This window comes from Shewanella decolorationis S12 (genome assembly GCF_000485795.1).
GTDB classification, from domain to species: Bacteria; Pseudomonadota; Gammaproteobacteria; order Enterobacterales; family Shewanellaceae; genus Shewanella; species Shewanella decolorationis.
Genome location: NZ_AXZL01000076.1, coordinates 675098 through 699674, shown reverse-complemented (window position 1 = coordinate 699674; position 24577 = coordinate 675098). Strand labels below are relative to the sequence as shown.

Sequence of the window (24577 nt, the reverse complement as noted above, 5' to 3'; positions counted from 1 at the left end):
TGTGATTTTAGAGCTTACCTATCCCATCATTTCGTCGCTGACTTTGATTTATATCAAGTTAAATCGTATGGAGTCTAGGTAATCTTAAGCCCATTGGATGGGATACATGTTTGTTAAATTTCCCGTGGACGAAGTGGATGAAAGGAGGGCATATGCCCGCCCCAGATAAGGCTTTATTGATCGAGTTGTTAGAGTTTCCGCGTAAGCGAATTTTGCAGTCAATGGAGGTGACCCATTGTCCACATGCGGTATTTTTTAATGATCGCGATGAGCAGTGTCTCACTTGCCACCAGGGCATGGAATGTATTTGGATGAACCAGAACGATGAGCTGGTGGCTGTCGAGCAAAAATCCGTCGCCGAGCTTAAGCAGCAGTTGCTGATTGCCGTCGACTTTATTGACTCTTCCTTAAGCCCACACCATTTGTCGCGCCGCCAATGCCAGTGTGACAATTGCGTTTGGTTACGCAAAGTACAAGAGGCTCTTGCGAGTCTGTAGAGCGAAATTAATATGCAGTATCTGAGATTTTACATCCACCCATGAATGCCATTAGAGTAAGGATAACTTTAGTCATTTGAGATATACCTATGGAACCCGGTTTTTGGCATGAGAAGTGGCAGCAACAGCTGATTGGTTTTCACCAGCAAGACATCAATCCCTTTCTCGTAAAGTATTGGCATACCTTGGCATTGCCCCCTGAGGCCCAAGTCTTTGTTCCCCTGTGTGGCAAATCTTTAGATATGTGCTTTTTAGCCGAGCAGGGGCATCAAGTGATTGGTTGTGAGTTAAATGAGCTCGCTGTGCAGCAGTTTTTCGAAGAGAACCAATTACCTATGCAGCAAAGCGCGATGGGTGAGCATCAGCATTATCAGACAGAGCAAGTCAGTTTATATCAAGGGGATATCTTCACTTTGCCTCCGTCTATTACGGCCAAGGTGAGTGGTTTTTATGATCGCGCCGCCTTGATTGCTTGGCCTGAGAGCATGCGGGCGCAATACGCCAAGCAATTAGCGCAGTTATTGCCCCAAGGCAGCGTAGGTTTATTAGTGACACTCGATTATCCGCAGGAAGCCTTAAGTGGGCCGCCTTTTGCGGTGTCACCAACTTGGGTGGAGACGCATTTAAGTGACGATTTTGACATCCAACTATTGGATTGTCAGGACGTGCTTGCGGACAACCCAAGGTTTGTTAAGAAAGAAGTTCCTTGGCTGAATGAAGCGGCTTATCTATTAAGGCGCAGATAATCAGATTGCATCCCATTGAGCTCAAAGCATTTATGCTTTTGGGCTGAGTGGGATGTGTCATTAAGAGATCATTAGATTAGGGCAAAATCAGTTTTTAAGCTTGGTATTAGGTAGTAGACCTTAATGATGTGTATGTCTGAAAGTAGGAGAGTATTGGCACAAAAGTAAGGCTTTAAAGGAAAAGCGCGGTTGCTCTAAGTTAAGCCACTTCGTAGTAATTAGGCTCGATTTCGAGTTGGTTTTGGATAATTTGTACGGCCATTCTGGCGCACTTACCGCATTGATCGGCAACGCCTAAACGCTTTTTAACGTCAGCAAGGCTAGAGTCGCCCTGACTTACAGCGTTTTTGATTTGCGTATCTGTGATGGCATGGCAGAGACAAACGTACATTTTTTCGACTCCAAAACGAATTAATCTAATTCTAAATGAAAACGCTTATCAAATACAATATTGTTGATGGTTTTGTTTTACCAATAATCCGATTTGTTACTCATTGCACATTTTTTAAACTATGATCTCTGCTCAGGGGTTGGAAAAGTGTGTTAACACGGATGATTGGATTGGTATCAAGGAGGGATAACTCATGGATGATTGAATAGAATATTCACATTAGGTCCAAGGGTTATCATGAGAACAAATTTACCTGTTACACAACGCGAAAATGACTATCCAGCTGATTGGATTTTGCTTTCAACAACTGATACTAAAAGTCATATAACCTACGCTAATCAATCCTTTTGTACCGTTGCCGGGTATGACCTTAATGCCATGTTAGGTCAGCCCCACAATATGGTGCGTCACCCCGATATGCCTCCCCAAGCGTTTGAAGATCTTTGGAAAACTATTCGCAAAGGTGAGCCTTGGAAAGGCATAGTCAAAAATCGCTGCGCCAATGGTGACCATTACTGGGTTGACGCCTATGTCTCACCTATTGTCATTAATGGTCAAGTGGCTGAGTTTCAATCGGTGCGAACCAAACCGAGCAGAGATCAGGTTAACAGGGCTGAAGCGGCCTACGCCGAGTTAAATAAAAGTGGCCAAGTAAAAGCATTAAAACGCAATTTTGATATGCCAACTAAGTTGGCCCTACTGGCCTTAATAGCGTTGCTGCCCATGTTGTATTTGGCGTTGCAGATAGGGGCGGTGGGATTTGTGGCGCTAGCCATCAGTGCTCTCGCGCTTTTTATCGGCGGCAATCTGATTTTAGGCCGCTATCGGGCGCTGGTTGCTAAGGCGAAGAAAATCTACGATAACCCTTTGATGGCACATATCTATACGGGTCAATCCGATGATTTGGGGGCGATTGATCTGGCACTGCAAATGCAAAATTCAGAGCTTAAATCCGTGTTAGGTCGTGCTCGAGATTCCTGTGATAAGGTGACAAAAGAAGCTAAAGTGTCTGCGGCTAAAGGTGAGGAAATTCAAAGTACCAGTCAGTCCCAACTTGCTGAGATTGAACAGGTCGCCACGGCCATGCAACAGATGACAGCAACCCTTGGGGATATGTCCTCAAATTGCGCCGATGCGGCGAGTGCATCTCAAATGGCGTCCGAGCAGACAATCAACGGCGATAAAACCGTTGTCAGCACTATTCAATCGATTCAAGCCATGGCGCAGCAATTACAGGAAACCTCGCAGGTGATCACTGAGCTAGAAGGTCATAGCCGAGATATAGGCACTGTACTGGATGTTATTCAAGGGATTGCTGAGCAGACGAATTTATTAGCACTCAATGCTGCGATTGAAGCGGCGCGGGCGGGTGAGCAAGGACGCGGTTTTGCTGTGGTTGCCGATGAGGTGCGGGCGCTTGCGAAACGTACCCATGATGCAACAAAGGAAATCCACACAATGATTAACCTGTTACAACAAGGTACTCATAAGGCGGTGCGCAGTATGCAAGAGGGCGTGGATGCTGCTGGCGAATGTATTACTACAGCGGATTTAGCTGGAGCGGCACTGCGTACTATCCGTGAGGCGATTACAACGATCACTGATATGAACCACCATATCGCCAGTGCCGTAGAAGAGCAGTCGAGTGTCGCGAATGAGATGAATCGTAGTGTGGTAAATGTGTCGCAGTTTACCCATTCCAGCCACCAACTCGGCTGTGAAATGGTCGGTCTCAATGACGAAGTGATTAGCGAAATGGACTCCCATACTGTACTAGTCGGACAGTTTTTAAAGCGCAGTTTTAAAGTCTAACCTTTGTCGCAATCGTGAGTGACTTAATTAGATAGTGGCTTAATTAGTTAGCGGCTCAATTAGAGAGTGGCTTAATCGAAAGGCAATCAGCACTCTGATTGCCTTTTGTTTTTGCCTGAGTGACTGTAGTGATTCGTTATCTTTAACTATTCATCCCAACTAGTAACCCTGAGTAAAATCCACCTGATTTTGCAGCGGCTCAGCTACAATATAGCGGCGATAGTTGTCGCTAAAAATACGCACGATTTGCTCTGGATGACTCGGCGCCGAGATATGGGGCGTGATGATGGCGTTGGGTCTTTCCCAAATTGGATGACTCGCAGGGAGAGGCTCCTGCGTGAACACATCGAGAATGGCCTGCTGCACAGGACGCGCAATCAGCTGGGTATTGAGGGCATCGAGGTCGAGCACATCACCACGGCCCACATTCACTAAAATTGCATCGGCTTTGAGGGTGGCGAGCATGTCTGCATTTAGCAGCAAACGTGTGTCTGGGGTGCTGGGCAGTAAATTGGTCACTACATCGCTTTGGCTTAAGCATGGCGCGAGCTGCGAGAGCGGCTGGATCAGATCAAAGCCGTCGACCTCTCGGCCGCTACGGTTTATCCCTGTAACATGCATGCCAAAGTGCTTGGCGGTTTTGGCCACATGTTTGGCGATGGAGCCTGTGCCTAGGAGTAATAATCGCATCCCTTGTAAGCTGCTGCGCGCCGCACTTTGCACTTGCCAAGATTTTTGCCGCTGCTGCGCTTGGTAGTACTGGTGTCCTCGCATCTGGGCGAGCAGATAACCAAACAGATACTCACTCATCAAGGGGCCGAAAATACCTTTAATGTTAGTGAGTTGATAATCTTTTCTTGCTCTTGAGCTCATCAGGGCATCAATGCCTGCAAAACTGGATTGTAACCATTTTAGCTGTTTGGCATGGGGCAGCAGCGGCGCGGCAAGCTTAGGTTCGGCAAGCCAAATGTTAGCCTCTGCAATATTCGCGGGATTATCATCTAGCAACTCAAGCCCTGGCAACTGCTGCGCCTCAATAAGCTGGCGATACTGCTCATTCGCCTTGGTCAGTAAGAGTAACTTGTGCCCCATGTCGTCTCCCTTTATGCTTGGTTGTCTTTATTTTTCAATATGCTGCTGTAGTTGTTTTGATTTTGCAGCGCCATTTTAGGTTGAGTGATTATGTTTGATCAGTTAGTCGCCATTATTGGCCATTTAGGAAATATGCTTCGTCCTTGGTCCTTCGATATCGCCACGGCCATGGTCGTGTGTTTGATTTTAGTATTTTCAGCCGATGTGAATCGTATCCTCAGACGGCATTTACTTGGCCATTCGTTTATTCTGCGAACCTTTGTTTTTATTATTGTGAATGCCTTTGGCTACGGACTGCTGATCGTCAAAGCTACGCCTTGGGTGGCAAGGCAAATCGTTGCCATGCCATCCCATTGGATGTTCTTGCTAATCGTCGCCATGTTCATCTTTATCGGCTATTGGGCGCAGCGAAATAGCCAAGCCTAAACTGCTAAATCCGCGCCAAGGGATTATTCGAAGTAGTCGCAGTAATCCGTGTTGGTGGGTTGCAACAGCGCCTGCATGGCGCGGTCGGGGAAATTGCTAAAGATCCCATCGACACCCAACTGCTGAAGGGCATGGATATCATCGCTATGATCGACGGTGTAAACATACACTTTAGCGCCTCTATGGTGGGCATCATCCACTAAGGCCTTGCTGATAAAACTCACATCTAAATGCAGGGAATAGGCGTTTAGCTCGCTCACGACCGCAGCACCATCGAGGGGAATACTGGCAAGTAAGGGCGCCACTAATGCCTGTGGCAACGCCTGTTTGACTTGCTGTAAATAAGGGTGATTGAAGGATGAAATCAGCAATTGCTCCGTGCTGAACCCCAGTTCGGCAATCGCCTTAGGATAAAGCGCGAGTAGCGGGGCTACCGTATTCACCCCTTTCAGTTCGATATTGATTGTCGCGCGGCCAGCAACCAGTTCGAGCACTTGCCAGAGCGTGGGAATGGGCTTGCCTTTGACTGTGACTGTGTCCAGATATCCTTTGTTGACCAGATGGATGATGCCCTGGCCCGAGCTTTTACTGTCGAGTCTGCGGTCGTGAAATACCACTAGCTCACCGTCGACATTATGCACATCCAACTCAATGGCTTTGGCACCTAATTCAATCGCTTTGGCCATCGCGGCTAAGGTATTTTCTGCCACATAACCGCTGGCACCACGGTGAGCAAAAATAAGCATCTAATTTTCGTCCTATTAACTGCGGATAATGCCGACCTGATCGCGAGTTTGGCCATTTTTAAGATGGATTTCCATTTGCGGATAGGCGAGTTCTAAATTGTTTTCTTTAAGCTTACGGGTAATGCGTTTATGCAGATCGTGGCGTAGCGGCCAGCGTGCCGACATATCTTTGGCGTAGGCCCGTACTTCATAGTCTTGGGTATGTTTACCAAAGCCCGCAAACCACACTTCTGGCTCTGGATTAGGCAGCGCATTTTCACATTCTTGAACAGCTTGATAAAGCGTTGCTTCCACTTTGGCAGGATCCGAGTCGCGGGCAACCGACACATAAACAATCACACGGGTAATAGGATCTGACAGCGACCAGTTAATCAATTGTTCGGTAATAAAGGCCTTGTTCGGAATGATAATTTCCTTTCTGTCCCAGTCGATAATAGTGGTGGCGCGGATCTGGATTTTACTCACGGTTCCTGTTAAGTCGCGGATTGTCACTGTATCGCCAATACGCACTGGTTTTTCGAACAGAATAATCAGGCCCGAGATAAAGTTGGCAAAAATCTCCTGCAAACCAAAACCTAGACCCAGTGACAGCGCTGCAATCAACCATTGTAGTTTTGACCATTCCATCCCGAGATTTGAAAAACCAATCAACAGGCCTAAAAACACCACTAAATAACGGCTTACTGTGGTGATGGCAAAGCCGGTGCCGGGTGTTAAATCGAGCCGTTGTAGGATCATTAGTTCGAGCAGACCGGGTAAATTGGTGGCGATCATCAGCGAGAAGCCAACAATAATTAAGCCCAATAACAGCGATTTCATGGTAATGGGTAGCTGTTGCTCGACACCATTGATGCTGGTATTTGTCGTCCAGAGGGTAATGCCATCCAAAAAGGAAAATAGCGCCGTATGGGTTTGCGTCCACAGGCCAATCAAGCTGGCTAAAAACGCCAATAGCAATAGGGAGCGCACTAACCCGAGGGATTGACTCGAAATGGTTTCAAGATCGACTACGGGTTCTTCGTAGGTATCGAGGCCATCATTGGAGCTGTGGTGAGTCTCGCCCTTTTCCCGCTGTGCTAAACGCTCAGCCCGTTTCGCTTTCGCGCGGTCGAAGGCAATGCGACGGCGCTCAATCAACATCCAGCGTTTAATCAATTGATAAAGCAGCAGGAAGCTTAATCCCAATATGATGGAGAGTTGCAACTGCAACAGCATTTGGAAGGCGGTGAAATAGTAGCCTTTAAAGGCGAGCCCAGCACTGAGCAGCGGAACAGCTATCAACAATGCCCAGAGCATTTTTTGGATAAGGCGTTTGTTTTTGCCGTCTTTCTGGGTGTCGCTATTCTGGCGGCTTAGCACCAAGATATCCTTGTATAACAAGAATAACACCAAACAAAAACAGATAAATGCGCCACGGCCAATGCTATTGCGGATAAGCGAGGCATCGAGTATTTCGGTAAAACCCATAATGCCGAGCAGGGGGCTGGCGATAAACACAAAGTGTTTGAGCCTGAGCTGGCCTGCCTGAATCAGTTTTGAGGGCCGCTTAAAGTGGCCAACCAAGACCCCTTTGTCGAGGGCGAGGATAAATATCAATCGATACAATAGGTAAACTAATCCTATCGCTAAAATCCCCATGCCGACGGCCTGCACAAAGTTGCGTTCGGATTGATAGAAAATCCATCCCGCCGCCACTATGGGGAGCGGTTTGATCAGGGCATAACCAAGGCTCAGGACTAAGGATTTGAAGGTGTAGATAAATTTATCCTGAGTCACGTTGCCAACATAAGTGGCATAGTGACCCAGTAACCGATTGAATTTAGGTTTTATTAAATCTTGGATCACTAAACAGAGCACTAACAGAATGATCCACCATGACCAATAGTCATTTTGCTCCTGCCAGGCTTTACTCAATTGTCCCCACTGCGCCTCTTGTACTAACCACAAAGCGCTGCGTTGAACGTCAGTGAGCCAAAGCTTGTTAATGCTCGCAGCATTCGGGACCCAAAACAGATGCTCGTTGAGGGTATTCTTTAATATAAGATGTTGCTGGCTAAGTTGCTGATAATTTACTTTAAGTTTGCCGAGTTCACTTAAATATTGATCGTAACTCTGCATCAACTGTGTTAGTAGCGCTTGTTGTGAGCGCAGCAGTTTAATCTGCCCCTCGTTGTAGAGGTTGGTTTGCTCTAACTCTTGCTCGTTAAGTGCCTGTTGTTGCTCGAGGTGATATCTATCGAGGCGAGCATCGGCGATCAGCGTTTGCAGTTTCTCGTGGTTTGGCGGCTTAGGCAGAGATTGCAGCATCTGCAAAAAACGCTCGCCAAAGGCGGAGTTCATTTTGACCCAAGTGATTTGCTCTTGGATATTTGCGAGTTGCTTGGCTTGGGATTGATATTGCAGCTCGGCCTGTTCTTGCTGCTCAACCACGTTATTGATTTGCAAAGTTAAGGTTTGCAGTTTTTGGCCGTAGATCTGATTGGTATCGGCGATATTACGGGTCACTGGATCCACAACCTTGGCGGTATCGACTAAATTTTTCGCCAAGGTTGCATCGGTTTGTTGCTGACGCTGTTTATTCATCGCCTTATTGATAGTTTCAATAAAGGCTTCCTGTTGACTTAATTGTTGGCGCACCAACTGTAACTGCAGCTGGGTGAGTTCGATGCGCTTTTGGCTACTGGCAAGCTCGGCCTCATTGGTAGCGAGGCTTTGCTCGAAGAAAACCCGTTGCGTTTGCTGTAATTCACCCGCTGGCGTATCGATAGGCGCCAATTCCGTTTTTTTATTTTGCAGCACATTCTGCCTAGCGTTGGCGATGACAGAGGGCAGCAGATTGTGGCGCTGTAACAGTTCGCTGACTTGATTACCGAGGGCGGTTTCGCTCTCTTTTAATTCCGACAGCCGTAAATAAGCCATCGAGGCTTGCTGGTTGAGATCTGTCGCTTTATCTAGCTTTAAGGGCTTAGCTGCTTCCTTTAAGCCTTGGTCGATGATTTTTTTGTTTTTTTCAAAATCGAGCTGAGCCTGCTGAAAACTGCTCGCATTCGCCGCCAGTCTGTCGATGTTGTTTTTAAGCTCTGCAATTTGATCGTCAATGCTAATATTTTGTTGCTGATTTTGGTTGTTTAGGCCAAGGCGCTTGTCCAATTGCAAGGGCGAATTGGCATGGAGAGAAAAAGACAAAAAAGCAATAACGAACAATAAAATACGTGGCATATAAGCAAAAGCAATTAGGGGCGAAAGACGCACTCATCTTAGCCAAATTGGGCCAAGATTGGTATGTTTCAAGCGTTCTTTTTTCGCCGTTGTGACTGGTGGGATTGATGGGTTTCGAAGATGGCGGTGGCGACTATGATGGTTCCGCCTATCAGGGTGTTGAGATTCAGCGCTTCGCCTAAGATCACTAATGCCAACATGGCTCCGTAGAAGGGTTGTAGGCAGGAGACTAACCCCACGGTTTTAGCGCTTAAATGGCGTAATGCCGAGGTGAATAAGGCATGGGGCGCGGCGGTAAACACCACTCCTAGCAGCACTATCAAGCCCCAAGTCTCGAGGGAGATAGTCTGTAACTCGGTTTGATGCCAAGGCATAAGAAACACTGCCGCCACTAAGGTCTGGTAAAACATGGTGTGGGGGCCGCTATATTGGGAAAAATATCGTTTTTGCAGCAGGTTGCGGGCGGTAAATAACATCGCCGAGACAATCCCGACCGCAATCCCTAGGGTTGTATCGTTGCCAAGATTGGCTTCGGGGATCAATAGCACCACGCCTATCAGCACTAAAACACCACTGATAATATCCATCAGCTTGATTTTATTGCCTGTTAATAACGGCTCGGCAATGACTGTCATCACAGGATAAGTGAAGAAGGCAATCATGCCGATGGCAACCGATGAGAGTTGCATCGCGGCGAAGTAGGTAACCCAGTGCAAGCTGACTATCACACCTAAGCCGATAGCAACCAGATAATCCTGTTTGCTGGCAAGGCTTAAATATTTACCGCGGAATTTGATGAGTAACGCCAACACCAAGGCCGCGACAACACATCGTAGGAAGGTGATATCGAGAGCGCTTAAGGGGATTAACTTGGAAAACAAAGCTGTGCCGCCAAACATCAGCACAGCTAAGTGTAATTCGATTAATCCCGAAGGTTTAGCGGTCTGGCTCAATTGGGTAGCCGTAGTTAGTCGGCTGACGCCTGATTTTTCAGATTAGCAAAGGCTTGACCCATACGCGTTACTGCTTCAGGCTCAACACCTTCGGCGAAGGTGTCGATAGCATCTTTAGCAAACAGCATGACGACGGTACTGCCAAGCTTGAAGCGACCCATTTCTTCGCCTTTATCTAAGGTAATGGCGTCTGGACCTACCGTTGGGTATTCCCATGTGAAGACTTGTTTGCCTGTTGGCGGCGTAATAGTACCAGCCCACACGGTTTCGATACTGGCCACAATGGTCGCACCCACTAACACCATGGCTAGTGGGCCAAGCTCGGTTTCAAAAATCGCTACGACACGCTCGTTGCGAGCAAACAGGCCTGGCACATGGCGTGCCGTTAAGGGGTTAACGGAAAATAACTCGCCCGGCACATAGGTCATTTTCGACAGTGTGCCCTTAATCGGCATATGGATGCGGTGATAATCCTTTGGAGCCAGATAAATGGTCGCAAAATCCCCACCTTCGAAGCGTTTGGCATCTTCGGCTTGGTCGCCCAGTAGGGTGAGTGAAGAATAGTGATGGCCTTTAGCTTGGAAAATACGACCATCCTTGATGGGACCGAGTTGGCTAACGGCACCATCAACCGGATGCACCATGATGTTGGCCGCAGTATTAATTGGGCGAATACCGGGCTTAAGTGCACGGGTAAAAAAGTCGTTGAAGCTTTTATAGGCTTCGGGTTCGCTCTGAGCCGCTTCGCTCATATCGATTTTATATTGCTTGATAAACCATTTAATCGCGGCAGTCGTTAATGCGCCAGCTTCGGAAGCGGCAAGTTTACCGACTAAGCGAGATAACAGGTGCTTTGGCAGCATGTACTGCAGCGCAATTTTAACTTTATCCAATTTATGTTCCTTTCCTTTATGTTGCTCAACTTAGGTTAAGACTTGTTTTACGTTAATTTTATGCGAAACGATGGCGTTAGTTATTCATCGCTTTGGGCACGAAAATGCCGTGCGTGACGCTGCTCATCAAGGCTTGCGATAATACGATGGTAGTTATTAAAGCGATCTTCGCTAATTTTACCCGCATCGACGGCGGCTTTTAAGGCGCAGCCCGGGTCATCTCCATGCTTACAATCGCGGAATTTGCAGCCACCTAAAAAGTCTCTAAATTCGATAAAACACCAACCGACACGTTGGGCGGGTAAGTGCCAGAGGGCAAATTCGCGCACACCGGGGGAATCAATTAAATCACCACCGCTGTGTAAATGCAGCAACTTAGCGGTCGTGGTAGTGTGTTGCCCCAGCCCTGAGTTGTCGGAGACATCGCCCACCAGTAACTCGGCTTCGGGCAGTAAGGCATTGACCAGTGAAGATTTACCGACACCGGACTGGCCAGCAAATACGCTCACTTTATCTTTCAGCAGGGCTTTAATGGTATCTAAGCCTTCGCCTAACTTACTGCTGACCTTGTATACGGGATAACCTATGGCTTCGTAGCGCTTTAAGGCGGCTTCAATGGCGGGGGCTTCTTCTGGTGTTAGCAGATCGATTTTATTCAAAATGATGATCGGCGGAATATCCGTGTCTTCGGCTGCCACTAAATAGCGGTCGATAATCTGGGTGGTAAAGCTAGGCAATACCGAAGACACAATCAAAATTTGGTCGATATTCGAAGCGATAATTTTCACGCCATCGTATAGGTCGGGGCGCGAGAGGGAAGAACGTCTTGGGTGTACTGCTTCTACAATGCCGGCAATGCCACTGTTGGCTTGGGTTTCAATGGCGAGGCGTACAATCACTTTATCGCCGGTGACTAAGCTTTTAATGGTGCGGCGAATGTTGCAGCGCACGATTTGGCCATCTTCGGTTTCAATATCGGCATGTTGGCCAAAGCGGGAGATCACGGTTCCGCTCTGTTCTGGGCCGAGTGAGCTATCCTGTAACTCAGGCGCATTTTTATCACCATTGTCACGATTGAGGCGTTTCTCGTGATTGGCGCGCATACGGCGTAATTGGCCTTGGCTTAGGGGTTTCTTTTTACTCACTGATTTGTCTTCGTCAATTAGATGATTTTTTGTGTCTGAAAAAAGCAGTATGATACACGCTCTTGAATAAAAAAGCCTGAATTTAGGCTAACTGACATGATAAGGCGCAATTATGGCGGCGGACGCGAATAATCTCATTTGGATCGATCTCGAAATGACAGGGTTAGAACCCGATGTTGATAGAGTCATTGAAATTGCTACCTTAGTAACAGACCAGGAACTCAATATTATCGGTCAGGGACCTGTGATTGCGATTCATCAATCGGATGAAGTACTGGCGGCCATGGATGATTGGAACCAAAAACACCACGGTGAATCGGGTCTAATCGATAGAGTGCGTGCCAGCCAAGTGAATGAAGCACAAGCGGTTGCACAAACCATCGCATTTTTAGAGCAATATGTGCCTAAGGGCGCCTCGCCCATGTGTGGTAACAGCGTGGGTCAGGACCGTCGCTTCTTAAATCGTTATATGCGTGAACTGGAGGACTACTTCCATTACCGCAATCTCGACGTGAGCACGGTAAAAGAGTTAGTGAAGCGTTGGAGCCCAGAAACCATGGCGGGTTTCAAAAAGCAAAATACCCACCAAGCGCTGCAAGATATCCAAGAGTCGATCGCGGAATTACAGTATTACCGCAGCAAAGTATTTAAAATTTGACCGATCAGCAGATAAATCTGCAAGAAGGGGTTGCAGCCGCATAAATTTTTCATATAATGCGGCCTCAACTTTTTGATGCGGGCATGGTTGTCTAGTCAAATAAGTAAAGGCGACATTAGCACAGTTGATAAAGGTTAGGAGACGATACCTTTGTGAATGTTGAAGGCAAATGTGGCAGCGATACAAAAGGCGACATTAGCTCAGTTGGTAGAGCGATACCTTGCCAAGGTATAGGTCATCGGTTCGAACCCGATATGTCGCTCCAAATACAAATTTAGTGATTCACCAAGTCATTAAATACAAAATTATGTGACATTAGCTCAGTTGATAAAGGTTAATAGACGATACCTTTGTGAATGTTGAAAGCGGATGTGACAGCGATAATTATGCGACATTAGCTCAGTTGGTAGAGCGATACCTTGCCAAGGTATAGGTCATCGGTTCGAACCCGATATGTCGCTCCAATTTCAGACGGTTACAGTCTTAAAACGTAAATGCGACATTAGCTCAGTTGGTAGAGCGATACCTTGCCAAGGTATAGGTCATCGGTTCGAACCCGATATGTCGCTCCAAATACAAATTTAGTGATTCACCAAGTCATTAAATACAAAATTATGCGACATTAGCTCAGTTGGTAGAGCGATACCTTGCCAAGGTATAGGTCATCGGTTCGAACCCGATATGTCGCTCCAATTTTTCTCGTAAGCCTCTCCATTAAATCTTCTCCATTTCAAACTTATATATCACAACTTACGTAGTGCTACTTTGCTCTTTTGTATGCTTGGCATGTTTGTTCCGTTCTTGATTGTTCCAAGCACTTTCTTAGCACTTTCATCACTTTAATTTATTAATCTTTGTTTTCGCGGTTATTTTTAATGCTAATGCGGTTAAGAGCAGGCAGGATTTGCCTGCTCTGCGGCTGTAGTTGATGATGTTTACTATTTTGTAAAAAATAAAACAGCAAGGTTAATGCGTGATCTGCGCCTTGTTTCTTCAAGATTTCCTAAATTAGATGGCGTTGCGAAAGTTAAATTATGACCTTGTTCAAATATTCGTAACGCTTTTACTTACATAATGAATCCAGACAAAGTTAATAGCGCCAAGTAGTTGGCTTAACACTGGAGTGCATTGTATGCGTATTCAACAATTACGTGATTTACTTGAGTATGTGGCGAACTGCCGCTTAGATATGGCGCAACTCTATGGCCGACTGAACAATCAGGCCGATTCTGCCCGCGTGAAGATGATGCTGGAGTATTTTGAGTCTCATCAAAAACATGTGGCTGAAAAATTGCGTGATTATATGGATGAGGCGCCCGTTAGAGTATTAGATACTTGGTATAAAGACTTTGTATTTGAAGACTTTACTAAGCGCTGCCAAGACACTATGTTGCCTGCCAATATGACTGAAGATGATGTGCTGAATTTGCACCTCGATTTAGAAAATCGACTGATTGGCTTATTAGAGAAAACCGTTAACTCAACCACAGCCGAAGATGCCCGTACCGCACTTGAGGGCCTGATTCGGGTAGAGAAAACCCAGCAGCAACGTCTGGTACATAGCACGATTCGGATGGACGATATCTAATTCGATGCCGAATGACCTCTCAAAGCCAGCGCAATGCTGGCTTTGTTGTTTTTGCCGGATGAGTATTATTCACTTTGGACGCTTTTTGCATGGCAACTGATTTACGTCATAATTTTACGGCGCGGTTTTTGTTATTTTCTTGATCTCATTGGTTGATTTAACCATTCAATACTTAGTTCTCACCGATAATGTGGCGTATCCGGTGAGCAGTCCTTTTGATTAGTTGTCGCGCAGGAGATCCTCTATGGCACAAGATTTATCGAGTTTACCCATGGCGCTTTATACGCAGCAGCAGGTGAGAGCCGCTGAATTGCTTGCTGTTTCAGAAGGTGAAACCACTTTATATCAATTAGTTGAACGTGCAGGTCGGGCGGCATTCGAGTGCTTTACTCAACATAGTGAACGGCATCCTCAGCTTGAAGGAATGCCTTTACTGGTATTGGCGGGTAGCGGCAATAATGGCGCCGATGCGCTCGTTTGCGCGCGCCTAGCCTTAGAAGCAGGGCATCAGGTCAAGGTTTATTTGCTCAAAACCCAAGGCTCTGCAGAGTTCGAGCAAGCACTTTCTGCCTATCTAAACCTAGGCGGTGTTATTGATTCCCCCAATATCGAAGCAATACTGCAGGCACCAATCATTATCGATGGTCTGCTGGGCACAGGCGTACAGGGCGCTGTGCGTGAGGAATTAGCCGCACTAATTCGTGCGATCAATCAGAGTGAAGCTTGGGTACTGAGTTTAGATCTGCCCTCGGGAATTGTTGCCGACACTGGCGTTGCTGCTCATATCGCCGTGATGGCGGATGTCACTCTATGCTTTGGTGGATTAAAACAGGGACTTTTGACCAGCAAGGCGAGGCACCACTGCGGCCATTTGGCTTTTGCCGATCTGGGATTAACGCCTTTCTTCGATGCTGAGAGTGCAATGCGAGTCGGCGGTGAAATGTTAAAAAGCCATTTTGCCGCAAGAGCACGGGACAGCCACAAGGGGCAATCGGGCAAGGTAACGCTGATCGGTGGTGATTTTGGTATGGCTGGAGCCATTCGCCTCGCCAGTGAAGCCTGCTTACGTGCGGGTGCCGGATTGGTGACTGTGATCAGCAGGCCTGAACATCAACTGACAGTAAACGTCTCACGCCCCGAATTGATGTTTTGGGGTTGTGAACTGGTTGATATGGAAGTCTATCTGCGCCTAGGTTGGGCGCAGGTGGTGGTGCTTGGTCCGGGGTTAGGAAAACACGATTGGGGTTATAACTTGTTTAAAGCCGCGGGCTTAAGCGATAAACCCTGTGTGCTCGATGCCGATGCTCTAAATCTATTGAGTCAAGAACCGCGCAGGCAAACTAACTGGGTGCTCACGCCCCATCCTGGGGAAGCTGCGCGGCTTTTGGGGTGCAGTGTCGCCGACATTGAGCAGGATAGATTCGCTGCCGTGCGTGCTCTGCAGCAAAAATATGGTGGCGTGGTGCTGCTCAAAGGCGCGGGCACAGTCATTTTTGATGGAAAACAGATGGTCGTTGCACCTGTTGGAAATCCGGGGCTTGCGAGTGGTGGGTGCGGCGATGTGTTATCTGGTATTATAGGCGCACTGATGGCTCAAGGAATGGATAACATGCAGGCGACCGTTGTTGGGGTTGTCGTTCATGGCTGCGCGGCCGATTTGGCTGCAGTGCAGGGTGAGCGGGGCATGTTAGCCAGCGATTTGATGCCTTTTATTCGCCAATTAGTAAATAGTGATTTACTCTAGGCGCTGTAAAACTTAAGCGCAGGACATTCCCGCGCTTAAGTTGCCTCCTCCATCCATAACAGCAGTGATAAAAGCGGAAATGACAGAGTTAACCTTTCAATTAAATAACGAAGACGAGACTATTGCGGTTGGGCAAAAATTGGCCCGCCATATTCAAGCGCCTTTGACTCTGTATTTGACGGGGGATTTAGGGGCGGGTAAAACCACTCTGAGCCGCGGGTTAATCCAAGGATTAGGGCATAAAGGAGCGGTAAAGAGCCCAACCTACACTTTAGTTGAACCTTATGAGCTAGACGGTGTCGAAGTTTATCATTTTGATTTGTATCGTTTAAACGATCCTGAAGAACTCGAGTTCATGGGGATCCGTGATTACTTTACCGATAGCAGTCTGTGCATTGTGGAATGGCCCGACAAAGGTCATGGACTCTTGCCCGATGCCGATATTCACTTGCATTTAAATTATGTTAACCAAGGACGTGAAATCCAAATTCGAGCCTTAACAGAATCAGGTAAAAAGCTATTAGCCGCAATAAAATAAAAACAAAGATGACTAAAAATAAGCATTACTTTCAGACTATTACTCTTTTTCTGTGCGCTTTTTTTGCTGTAGCAGCCCACGCGGCTAACCAGCTTGAGGGCGTGCGTATTTGGGCTGCTCCCGAGTCGACCCGTGTGGTGTTCGATTTGAGCGAAGCGCCTAATTACACTTATTTTTCCCTCGATGGACCCAATCGTTTAGTGGTCGACCTTAAAAAGGCGTCGACAAAACTGAGCCTGAAAAATATCGATAACAACAGCAAATTGGTTAAGGGGGTTCGCGTCAGCAAATCACCTACTAAAGGTGATTTACGTTTGGTGATCGATTTGGTTAAGCCATTAAATGCCAACCTATTTTCCCTACCGGTGACGGCGCCCTATGGCAATCGTCTGGTGGTGGATCTCGAGGATAAAACCTTAACGACAGCGACAGCGGTGGTGAGTTCGACTCCCGTTAAAACGGTTACTCAATCGGCGCAATCCTCCCGTGATATTGTGGTGGCCATTGATGCGGGCCACGGTGGTGATGATCCTGGTTCTATTGGCCCTTCAGGTGTTTACGAGAAAAAAGTAGCGCTGGAGATAGCCAAAAGAGTGGCCAGTAAGATCAACGATACGCCGGGTATGCGCGCTGTGATGATCCGTACCGGCGATTACTTTGTGAATTTGAACAAGCGCTCTGAGCTCGCCCGTAACAGTAAGGCTGATTTACTGATTTCTATCCATGCCGATGCCTTTACCTCGCCCAACCCCAGAGGCGCATCAGTGTGGGTTCTGTCGATGCGTCGGGCTAACAGTGAAATTGGTCGTTGGTTAGAGCAAAAGGAGAAACACTCAGAACTTTTGGGTGGTGCCGGGGAAATTATCCAAAATACTGATAATGAACAGTACCTTGCAATGACTCTGCTCGACATGTCCATGAACAGTTCCATGGCCATAGGCCACTCTGTTGCTGGGGATATTCTTAAGGATTTAGGAGCGGTCACTGAGTTGCATAAGAGTCGCCCTGAGTCTGCGAGCCTTGCGGTATTAAAATCCCCCGATATTCCTTCCATTTTGGTGGAGACAGGATTTATCTCGAATCCGAAGGAAGAAAGATTACTTAATAGCAGCCGCCATCAGGAAAGTATCGCAACCGCCATCCATAAGGGCGTTAGCCGTTATTTCCACAATAACCCGCCGGCAGATACCTTGCTCGCGAAGCGTAATAGCGGTGGTACAACGGCTAGCTCGAGCCCGAAATATTCCTCGGGAAATATTAAACACAAGGTGAGCCGCGGTGAGTCACTTTCGGCGATTGCTCAGCGTTATCAAGTGCCTATGGCAAGCATTAAGCGCGCCAATGGTATGAAGACGGATGTGGTTCAACTCGGGCAAACACTCATTATTCCTGAGAGTTAATAGGATGAAGTCTATGGGGATCCAGATCCTTCCGCCGCAATTAGCCAACCAAATCGCCGCTGGTGAAGTGGTCGAACGGCCAGCTTCCGTGGTGAAGGAACTTGTCGAGAACAGCCTAGATGCTGGGGCGACGCGTATCGATATCGAAATCGATAAGGGCGGCAGCAAGCTGATTAAGATCCGCGACAATGGTTCGGGGATCCCAAAGGATGAGCTGGCCTTGGCTTTATCGCGCCATGCTACCTCGAAATTGCATTCCCTTGACGACCTTGAAGCGATTCTTAGTTTTGGTTTTCGTGGTGAGGCATTGGCGAGTATCAGTTCGGTATCCCGCTTAACCTTGACCTCGCGAACGGCCGAGCAAACGGAAGCGTGGCAGGCTTATGCCGAAGGCGTCGATATGGCGGTTAAAGTCATGCCGGCCGCGCATCCTGTTGGTTCAACTATCGAAGTTGTCGATCTGTTTTTTAATACGCCCGCCCGCAGACGTTTTCTTAAAAGCGATAAAACCGAATTTACCCATATCGATGAATGGCTAAAACGGATTGCATTAGTGCGCGGGGATATCCACTTTACCTTGACTCACAATGGTAAAACCGTACGTAACTATCGTCCGGCGATGAATGAGCCGCAGTATTTGCAGCGATTGACTCAGGTTGCTGGACGCCAATTTGCCGATGAGGCGTTGCGGGTCGAATGCCAACATGATGACCTGCGTTTAAGTGGTTATTTACAGTCGCCTTGGTCAACGGTGTTAACCGACACCCATTATTTTTATGTGAATGGCCGCTTAGTGCGCGACCGTTTAGTCAATCATGCGGTGCGCCAAGCATTTGCCCAAAAAGCCGAGGTCGAACAGCCTGGTTATGTGTTGATGCTGGATATCGATCCCCATCAGGTGGATGTGAACGTGCATCCGGCGAAACACGAAGTGCGCTTTCATCAGAGCCGCTATGTGCATGATTATATTCTGCAAGCACTGCAATCGGCGCTTGAAGAAGCGGGTGAGCTGGGTCTTGAGCGTCCTTTTGAGTCGAGTTCGCCACAGGTTAAGGATGAGATTTCTCTCTCTGAATCTGGGACGCAGACACAAACTGAGTATCTTGCCTTCGAGCTGCAATCGCCTGAATCTAAAACTTATTCAACTTGGGATGAAGCTTCACGTGCGGATACTTCTCGTGCCGAGATGTCATGGGAAAGCCGGGTCGATTCGCCGCTAGGTGAGCGTACTCGGGATAATGCCAGCGCGCGTCCGTATTCTGGCGTGCAAAGCAATGCCTACGGCAGTATGGCCGTTCCGCGGGAGTCACGCAGTGGTTCGGCAGGGGAAAGTCGAGCACGAGCCGAGCTTCCTTCTAAGGCGGCTATCGCCAGTTACGGCGAATTATTGCAGACGCCATCCTACAGCGTGCAGGACAAGCCGTATCAACCCGTGCTTGCAATGCCCGCCATACTCAATGGTCAATATTGGGTGTTGGCGCAAGGGCAAAACTTGAGTCTATTGCCGATTCAATCTGTGGCGTTAGCGACCCGTAGCCATGAGATAGAAACAAAGCTGGCAACCGGCTTGATAGGTCAGCCCTTATTGATGCCAGTATCGATTGCCGCCGATACCGATTGGCCGGCATTACTCGAAGAACATGAAACACTTATCCGGCAATTAGGATTAGAGCTAACAATTCGCTATCAGCAGTTGATAATTAAAAAAGTGCCCCCATATCTCAGGGATAGCCAGTTAGCGAAGGTGATCCCCGAGTGGTTGCAATCGCTACGTTTTGAAGCGCCAGCACCTAATGCATTGGCTGTGTGGCTGGCAGAGCAGAGTTTGACTGGATTTACCTCGGCACCGGATATTTGGGCGGCCTATTGCCAGTTAACTGAAGAGAAAAGACAGCAAATTGCCAATAAAGCAGTATCCTTACCTTGGCAATCGTGGCTAGAAGAGCAAGCAATTGAATAAAGAATTACAGCCAAAAGTGGTTTTTTTGATGGGACCAACGGCCTCCGGAAAAACCGCTTTAGCACTCGAATTAGCCGAAAAGCATAATTGCGAGATTATCTCGGTTGATTCAGCATTGATCTATCGTGGCATGGACATTGGCAGTGCTAAGCCCTCTGCCGAGGAATTAGCGCGAGGTCCGCATCGACTGATCGACATCCGCGATCCGGTAGAGAGCTACTCCGCCGCCGATTTTAGGACCGATGCGCTGCGCGAGATTGAACAGATTATTAGCATGGGCAAGACCCCGGTATTAGTGGGTGGGACCATGATGTACTTTAAGGCGCTTTTAGAAGGATTATCGCCGTTACCGAGTGCCGATGAAGCGATTCGGGCCGATATTCAAGCCGAAGCGGACGCAAACGGATGGGAAGCATTGCACGAGCAATTAAGGGAGATAGATCCCGTATCGGCAGAAAGAATTCATCCTAATGATCCACAAAGGCTTTCAAGAGCGATAGAAGTATATAGAATAAGCGGTAAGAGTCTGACCGAGTTAACTCAAACCAAGTCGGCTCCTTTACCCTACGATGTGGTGCAATTTGCCATTGCGCCCCGTGAGCGCAAAGTGCTGCATGAGTTAATCGGGCAGCGTTTTCGGATAATGTTAGAGCAAGGTTTTATTGATGAAGTCGCCCAGCTGAAAGCGAGAGGTGACCTACATTTAGATTTGCCCTCAATGCGTTGCGTGGGATATCGACAATGTTGGCAGTATCTCGATGGTGAATTTGACTATGATACTATGGTCGAAAAAGCCGTTGCCGCTACTAGGCAATTAGCTAAGCGTCAATTAACATGGTTACGTAGTTGGCCAGAGTTGAATTGGCTTGAAAGTGGTGCTGAGGGGAATTTAGTTACACTTATGCGTCAATGCCGCTAGCTTATTAGCCCTTGCTGTATAATACTAAAACTAAACAAAAAACTTCACTGATAACGATTTATTTTTATATAAATTAAAAAGGAAATAATAAAATGGCTAAGGGGCAATCTTTACAAGACCCATTTTTGAACGCACTACGCCGCGAGCGCGTTCCTGTATCAATTTACTTGGTAAACGGCATTAAACTCCAAGGACAGGTAGAGTCGTTTGATCAGTTTGTCATTCTGTTGAAAAACACAGTGAGCCAAATGGTTTACAAACACGCTATTTCTACCGTAGTACCTGCTCGTCCATTTAACGTTGCTGGCCATCAAAATGCCCAGGGCGGTTATGGCGCGCAAGACGATATGCCAAGTGGCGAATAAGTTTTAATTGAGGAGTTTGCTTCTTGTTTGATCGTTATGAGGCGGGAGAAACAGCGGTTCTTGTCCATATCGACTTTTCCGATGAGGAACGCCGGGAAGACTTAGTCGAGTTACAGCTATTAGTCGAGTCAGCTGGAGCACGCTCAGTCGGGGTCATTACTGGAAGTCGACGCTCACCAGACCGTAAGTTTTTTATTGGTTCTGGTAAAGCCGAGGAGTTAGCTGCATTAGTGGCTGCGACCGAGGCGAATGTGGTTATTTTCAATCACGCCTTGAGTCCTGCTCAAGAGCGAAACCTTGAACAGGTGTGTCAGTGTCGTGTATTGGACCGAACCACGCTGATCTTGGATATTTTCGCTCAACGTGCTCGGACCCATGAAGGTAAGTTACAGGTGGAGCTAGCGCAATTGCGCCACATGTCGACGCGTCTTGTGCGTGGTTGGACTCACCTTGAGCGCCAAAAAGGCGGTATCGGTTTACGTGGCCCGGGTGAAACCCAGCTCGAAACCGATAGACGTTTGCTCAGGGGCCGTATTAAAAATATCAATAAACGCTTAGAGCGTGTTGATAAACAACGTGAGCAGAGTCGCCGCGCCCGTAAGCGTAGTGACATGCCAACAGTCTCATTAGTGGGTTATACCAACGCGGGCAAGTCAACGCTGTTTAATGCCTTAACCTCATCTGATGTTTATGCAGCCGACCAGCTATTTGCCACACTCGACCCCACATTGAGAAAGTTAGATCTGCCCGACGGTGCCGTGATTTTAGCTGACACTGTAGGTTTTATTCGCCATTTACCACACGATCTGGTTGCCGCGTTCAAGGCAACATTGCAGGAAACGCGTCAAGCGGATTTATTGCTGCATATTGTTGATTGTGCTGATGAAAATATGGCGGATAACTTCGAGCAGGTACAAAACGTGCTTGAAGATATCGATGCTGCCGAGGTGATGCAGTTGGTCGTCTGTAATAAAATCGACCTGCTTGAGGATGTCACGCCGCGCATCGAATACGATGAACACGGTAAGCCTGTGCGCGTCTGGCTTTCGGCACAAAAACGTTTGGGATTTGATCTGCTCCTGAAGGCGATCACCGAGTTGATTGGTGAAGTTATTCATGAGTTTACACTTAAGATTCCGGCAACTGCTGGACATTATCTTGGCCAGTTTTATCGACTGGATGCGATACAGCAGAAAGAGTACGACGATCTGGGGAACTGTATTTTGTCTGTTCGTTTATCGGATGCCGATTGGCGCCGATTAGCTAAACAGAGTCAGGGTGAGTTAGAAACCTTTATCTTCGATCCGTCGACAGAAAAGGCTGTTTGTTAATAATCTAATTTATTTCATCCACTTATGGAGTGCTAAATGGCTTGGAACGAGCCCGGTAACAAGGGTAATGATCCTTGGGGAAATAAAGGTGGTAACGACAAAGGACCACCAGACCTTGATGAGGTTTTTCGTAATCTTTCAAAACGCTTTGGCGGCAAAGGCAATGGCTCATCAGGCCAGAGCTTTAGTTCGTTCAGCTTAATCATCATTCTTGCCATCGCTTTTGTTGTTTGGGGACTCTCGGGTTTTTACACCATTAAAGAAGCTGAGCGTGGGGTTGCGCTGCGTTTTGGTCAGCATATTGGTGAGGTAGGACCTGGTCTGCATTGGAAGGCTACGTTTATCGACCAGATTTATCCCGTTGATGTGCAGTCTGTTCGCTCCATTCCTGCTTCTGGCAGCATGTTGACCTCAGATGAAAACGTCGTGAAGGTCGAGTTGGACGTACAGTATCGCATTTTAGATGCGTACTCTTATCTGTTCAGTGCCGTTGATGCGAATGCCAGCTTACGTGAAGCCACAGACAGTGCGCTGCGTTATGTTATCGGCCACAACAAGATGGACGATATTCTGACTACGGGTCGTGATGCGATTCGTCGCGATACTTGGAAAGAACTCGAGCGCATCATTGAGCCGTACAAATTAGGCTTAGCCATTGTTGACGTTAACTTTTTGCCAGCGCGTCCTCCTGAAGAAGTGAAAGATGCTTTCGACGATGCGATTGCGGCGCAAGAAGACGAACAACGCTTTATCCGTGAAGCCGAAGCTTATGCCCGTGAAGTTGAGCCTAAAGCGCGCGGTGAAGTTGAGCGTATGGCGCAACAAGCGAATGCCTATAAAGAGCGTGAAATTCTTGAAGCTCGCGGTAAAGTGGCTCGTTTCGAGTTACTGTTGCCTGAGTACCAAGCGGCACCTGAAGTGACCCGTAAGCGTTTGTATCTCGATGCAATGCAGCAGGTGATGACAGATACCAACAAGGTACTGATCGACGCGAAGAACAATGGCAATTTAATGTATTTGCCTTTAGACAAGTTAATGAAAGAGAAGCCTGTGACTACGCCAGAGGTTGAGCATAAGGCTCAGCAGAACGTCAATTCTTCATCTATGTCAACGACTCGCATTGGTGAGCCTTTGAGTGGACGCCCTTCTCGCGAGGACCGTGCTCGCCAAGGGAGGGAGTAATCCATGGGTAGATTAAGTATTGTTCTGATTGCCATCGTATTAGGCATAGGTTTGTCATCTGTGATGGTCGTTAATGAAGGCGAGCGTGCGATTGTGGCGCGTTTCGGTGAAATCGTAAAAGATAAAGTTGACGGCAAACCAGTGACACGCGTTTTCGGCCCAGGCATACACTTTAAAGTGCCTGTTATCGATAAGGTGAAGTTACTCGATGCGCGTATCCAAACCTTAGATGGTGCAGCGGATCGTTTCGTCACCTCTGAGAAAAAAGATTTGATGGTCGATTCCTATGTGAAGTGGCGTATTTTCGACTTCGAAAAATACTACCTCTCCACTAACGGTGGTATTAAGTCGAATGCTGAGACCTTACTACAACGTAAGATCAACAACGATTTACGTACCGAGTTTGGTCGCCGCACTATCAAGGAAATTGTTTCTGGTAAACGCGATGAGCTGCAAAATGATGCGTTAGAAAACGCCTCTGAAAGTGCAAAAGACTTAGGTATTGAAGTGGTTGACGTGCGTGTGAAGCAAATCAACCTACCCGCAAACGTAAGTAACAGTATTTACCAACGTATGCGTGCCGAGCGTCAAGCGGTTGCTAAAGAGCATAGAGCACAGGGTAAAGAGCAGTCTGAAATTATCCGTGCAACCATTGATGCCAACGTGACTGTGAAGATTGCCGAAGCCGAGCGTAAAGCCTTAACCATCCGCGGTGAAGGTGATGCGCAAGCCGCGAAGATTTATTCTGATGCTTACAGTAAAGATCCTGAGTTTTTCAGCTTCTTACGTAGCTTAGATGCTTACCGTGCGAGTTTCTCTGGTAACTCTGACGTCATGGTATTAGAACCAGATAGCGAGTTTTTCAAATATATGAAGAGCACTTCACCTAAGAAGTAAGCAATCAATAGTGTGTTGAAATGGGTCCTGACAACAGGGCCCATTTTTTTTATCTGCTGGAAAATGTAAAGTGAC

The 24577-nt window shown here is 47.4% G+C and carries 22 protein-coding genes and 4 tRNA genes; 19 read left to right on the top strand and 7 right to left on the bottom strand.

The features are described from left to right. Positions 1-152: 152 nt before the first annotated feature. Positions 153-497, top strand: a complete 345-nt coding sequence (locus SHD_RS20060; RefSeq protein WP_039978797.1) for a hypothetical protein — start codon at positions 153-155, stop codon at positions 495-497. 89 nt (positions 498-586) lie between these two features. Then, entirely contained in the window at positions 587-1243 is a 657-nt protein-coding gene (locus SHD_RS20055) for a thiopurine S-methyltransferase (RefSeq protein WP_023268799.1), read from the top strand. A gap of 199 nt (positions 1244-1442) precedes the next feature. Here the strand turns inward: SHD_RS20055 and SHD_RS20050 are convergent, their stop codons facing one another. Beyond that, positions 1443-1634, bottom strand: coding sequence for a bacterioferritin-associated ferredoxin (locus SHD_RS20050; protein ID WP_011715776.1), 192 nt, complete (start codon positions 1632-1634; stop codon positions 1443-1445). A 237-nt stretch (positions 1635-1871) separates the two neighbouring features. Between SHD_RS20050 and SHD_RS20045 the strand changes: the two genes are divergently transcribed. Beyond that, positions 1872-3446, top strand: coding sequence for a methyl-accepting chemotaxis protein (locus SHD_RS20045; protein ID WP_023268798.1), 1575 nt, complete (start codon positions 1872-1874; stop codon positions 3444-3446). A 159-nt stretch (positions 3447-3605) separates the two neighbouring features. On the opposite strand, the gene SHD_RS20040 is transcribed toward SHD_RS20045, so the two are convergent. Further along, on the bottom strand, positions 3606-4538 hold the full coding sequence (locus tag SHD_RS20040) for a D-2-hydroxyacid dehydrogenase (protein WP_023268797.1): 933 nt from the start codon (positions 4536-4538) through the stop codon (positions 3606-3608). Between the two features lie 90 nt (positions 4539-4628). Between SHD_RS20040 and SHD_RS20035 the strand changes: the two genes are divergently transcribed. Further along, positions 4629-4964, top strand: coding sequence for a DUF3392 domain-containing protein (locus SHD_RS20035; RefSeq protein ID WP_011621386.1), 336 nt, complete (start codon positions 4629-4631; stop codon positions 4962-4964). Between the two features lie 23 nt (positions 4965-4987). Here the strand turns inward: SHD_RS20035 and SHD_RS20030 are convergent, their stop codons facing one another. From SHD_RS20030 to rsgA, 5 genes are all read right to left on the bottom strand, one after another. Next, the gene (locus tag SHD_RS20030; protein ID WP_023268796.1) at positions 4988-5710 is read right to left on the bottom strand and encodes a glycerophosphodiester phosphodiesterase; all 723 of its coding nucleotides are present in this window, start codon (positions 5708-5710) and stop codon (positions 4988-4990) included. A gap of 15 nt (positions 5711-5725) precedes the next feature. Beyond that, positions 5726-8929: a mechanosensitive ion channel domain-containing protein gene (locus tag SHD_RS20025; protein ID WP_039978981.1), complete on the bottom strand. Its 3204-nt coding sequence runs from the start codon at positions 8927-8929 to the stop codon at positions 5726-5728. Positions 8930-8997: 68 nt separating this feature from the next. Then, positions 8998-9882: a DMT family transporter gene (locus SHD_RS20020; protein WP_023268794.1), complete on the bottom strand. Its 885-nt coding sequence runs from the start codon at positions 9880-9882 to the stop codon at positions 8998-9000. 14 nt (positions 9883-9896) lie between these two features. After that, positions 9897-10775, bottom strand: a complete 879-nt coding sequence (gene asd, locus SHD_RS20015) for an archaetidylserine decarboxylase (RefSeq protein ID WP_011627258.1) — start codon at positions 10773-10775, stop codon at positions 9897-9899. An 80-nt stretch (positions 10776-10855) separates the two neighbouring features. After that, on the bottom strand, positions 10856-11920 hold the full coding sequence (gene rsgA / locus SHD_RS20010) for a small ribosomal subunit biogenesis GTPase RsgA (protein WP_039978794.1): 1065 nt from the start codon (positions 11918-11920) through the stop codon (positions 10856-10858). Positions 11921-12032: 112 nt separating this feature from the next. Between rsgA and orn the strand changes: the two genes are divergently transcribed. The 15 genes from orn to hflC all read left to right on the top strand — a co-directional run bounded on the left by orn (position 12033) and on the right by hflC (position 24502). Beyond that, positions 12033-12578 (top strand): oligoribonuclease, encoded by a 546-nt coding sequence (orn, locus tag SHD_RS20005; protein WP_011621392.1) that lies wholly within the window; start codon positions 12033-12035, stop codon positions 12576-12578. 189 nt (positions 12579-12767) lie between these two features. Continuing rightward, a tRNA-Gly gene (locus SHD_RS20000) sits at positions 12768-12843 on the top strand. A 123-nt stretch (positions 12844-12966) separates the two neighbouring features. After that, positions 12967-13042 (top strand) — tRNA-Gly (locus SHD_RS19995). A gap of 32 nt (positions 13043-13074) precedes the next feature. Then, a tRNA-Gly gene (locus tag SHD_RS19990) sits at positions 13075-13150 on the top strand. A 44-nt stretch (positions 13151-13194) separates the two neighbouring features. After that, a tRNA-Gly gene (locus tag SHD_RS19985) sits at positions 13195-13270 on the top strand. 440 nt (positions 13271-13710) lie between these two features. Then, positions 13711-14166, top strand: coding sequence for a ferritin family protein (locus SHD_RS19980; protein ID WP_011621393.1), 456 nt, complete (start codon positions 13711-13713; stop codon positions 14164-14166). Between the two features lie 244 nt (positions 14167-14410). Next, complete coding sequence (locus SHD_RS19975) at positions 14411-15910, top strand: bifunctional ADP-dependent NAD(P)H-hydrate dehydratase/NAD(P)H-hydrate epimerase (protein WP_023268791.1); 1500 nt, start codon at positions 14411-14413, stop codon at positions 15908-15910. 79 nt (positions 15911-15989) lie between these two features. Continuing rightward, positions 15990-16448: a tRNA (adenosine(37)-N6)-threonylcarbamoyltransferase complex ATPase subunit type 1 TsaE gene (tsaE, locus tag SHD_RS19970; RefSeq protein ID WP_011621395.1), complete on the top strand. Its 459-nt coding sequence runs from the start codon at positions 15990-15992 to the stop codon at positions 16446-16448. A gap of 8 nt (positions 16449-16456) precedes the next feature. Next, positions 16457-17848, top strand: coding sequence for an N-acetylmuramoyl-L-alanine amidase (locus SHD_RS19965; protein WP_023268789.1), 1392 nt, complete (start codon positions 16457-16459; stop codon positions 17846-17848). Positions 17849-17861: 13 nt separating this feature from the next. Continuing rightward, the gene (gene mutL, locus SHD_RS19960; protein WP_039978791.1) at positions 17862-19808 is read left to right on the top strand and encodes a DNA mismatch repair endonuclease MutL; all 1947 of its coding nucleotides are present in this window, start codon (positions 17862-17864) and stop codon (positions 19806-19808) included. Continuing rightward, positions 19801-20727 (top strand): tRNA (adenosine(37)-N6)-dimethylallyltransferase MiaA, encoded by a 927-nt coding sequence (gene miaA / locus SHD_RS19955; protein ID WP_023268787.1) that lies wholly within the window; start codon positions 19801-19803, stop codon positions 20725-20727. The genes mutL and miaA overlap by 8 nt, the downstream gene beginning before the upstream one ends. Positions 20728-20819: 92 nt before the next feature. Next, positions 20820-21092, top strand: a complete 273-nt coding sequence (hfq, locus tag SHD_RS19950) for an RNA chaperone Hfq (protein ID WP_011070934.1) — start codon at positions 20820-20822, stop codon at positions 21090-21092. A 23-nt stretch (positions 21093-21115) separates the two neighbouring features. Continuing rightward, on the top strand, positions 21116-22423 hold the full coding sequence (hflX, locus tag SHD_RS19945) for a ribosome rescue GTPase HflX (protein ID WP_011715789.1): 1308 nt from the start codon (positions 21116-21118) through the stop codon (positions 22421-22423). A gap of 36 nt (positions 22424-22459) precedes the next feature. Next, on the top strand, positions 22460-23605 hold the full coding sequence (hflK, locus tag SHD_RS19940) for an FtsH protease activity modulator HflK (protein WP_011715790.1): 1146 nt from the start codon (positions 22460-22462) through the stop codon (positions 23603-23605). 3 nt (positions 23606-23608) lie between these two features. Then, entirely contained in the window at positions 23609-24502 is an 894-nt protein-coding gene (gene hflC, locus SHD_RS19935; RefSeq protein WP_023268786.1) for a protease modulator HflC, read from the top strand. Positions 24503-24577: the final 75 nt, after the last annotated feature.

Excerpts from the sequence above, each read along its gene's own strand:
- SHD_RS20060 (WP_039978797.1), top strand. The coding sequence starts at position 153 with ATGCCCGCCCCAGATAAGGCTTTATTGATCGAGTTGTTAGAGTTTCCG.
- SHD_RS20055 (WP_023268799.1), top strand. The coding sequence starts at position 587 with ATGGAACCCGGTTTTTGGCATGAGAAGTGGCAGCAACAGCTGATTGGT.
- SHD_RS20050 (WP_011715776.1), bottom strand. The coding sequence starts at position 1,634 with ATGTACGTTTGTCTCTGCCATGCCATCACAGATACGCAAATCAAAAAC.
- SHD_RS20045 (WP_023268798.1), top strand. The coding sequence starts at position 1,872 with ATGAGAACAAATTTACCTGTTACACAACGCGAAAATGACTATCCAGCT.
- SHD_RS20040 (WP_023268797.1), bottom strand. The coding sequence starts at position 4,538 with ATGGGGCACAAGTTACTCTTACTGACCAAGGCGAATGAGCAGTATCGC.
- SHD_RS20035 (WP_011621386.1), top strand. The coding sequence starts at position 4,629 with ATGTTTGATCAGTTAGTCGCCATTATTGGCCATTTAGGAAATATGCTT.
- SHD_RS20030 (WP_023268796.1), bottom strand. The coding sequence starts at position 5,710 with ATGCTTATTTTTGCTCACCGTGGTGCCAGCGGTTATGTGGCAGAAAAT.
- SHD_RS20025 (WP_039978981.1), bottom strand. The coding sequence starts at position 8,929 with ATGCCACGTATTTTATTGTTCGTTATTGCTTTTTTGTCTTTTTCTCTC.
- orn (WP_011621392.1), top strand. The coding sequence starts at position 12,033 with ATGGCGGCGGACGCGAATAATCTCATTTGGATCGATCTCGAAATGACA.
- SHD_RS19980 (WP_011621393.1), top strand. The coding sequence starts at position 13,711 with ATGCGTATTCAACAATTACGTGATTTACTTGAGTATGTGGCGAACTGC.
- SHD_RS19975 (WP_023268791.1), top strand. The coding sequence starts at position 14,411 with ATGGCACAAGATTTATCGAGTTTACCCATGGCGCTTTATACGCAGCAG.
- tsaE (WP_011621395.1), top strand. The coding sequence starts at position 15,990 with ATGACAGAGTTAACCTTTCAATTAAATAACGAAGACGAGACTATTGCG.
- SHD_RS19965 (WP_023268789.1), top strand. The coding sequence starts at position 16,457 with ATGACTAAAAATAAGCATTACTTTCAGACTATTACTCTTTTTCTGTGC.
- mutL (WP_039978791.1), top strand. The coding sequence starts at position 17,862 with ATGGGGATCCAGATCCTTCCGCCGCAATTAGCCAACCAAATCGCCGCT.
- hfq (WP_011070934.1), top strand. The coding sequence starts at position 20,820 with ATGGCTAAGGGGCAATCTTTACAAGACCCATTTTTGAACGCACTACGC.
- hflK (WP_011715790.1), top strand. The coding sequence starts at position 22,460 with ATGGCTTGGAACGAGCCCGGTAACAAGGGTAATGATCCTTGGGGAAAT.
- hflC (WP_023268786.1), top strand. The coding sequence starts at position 23,609 with ATGGGTAGATTAAGTATTGTTCTGATTGCCATCGTATTAGGCATAGGT.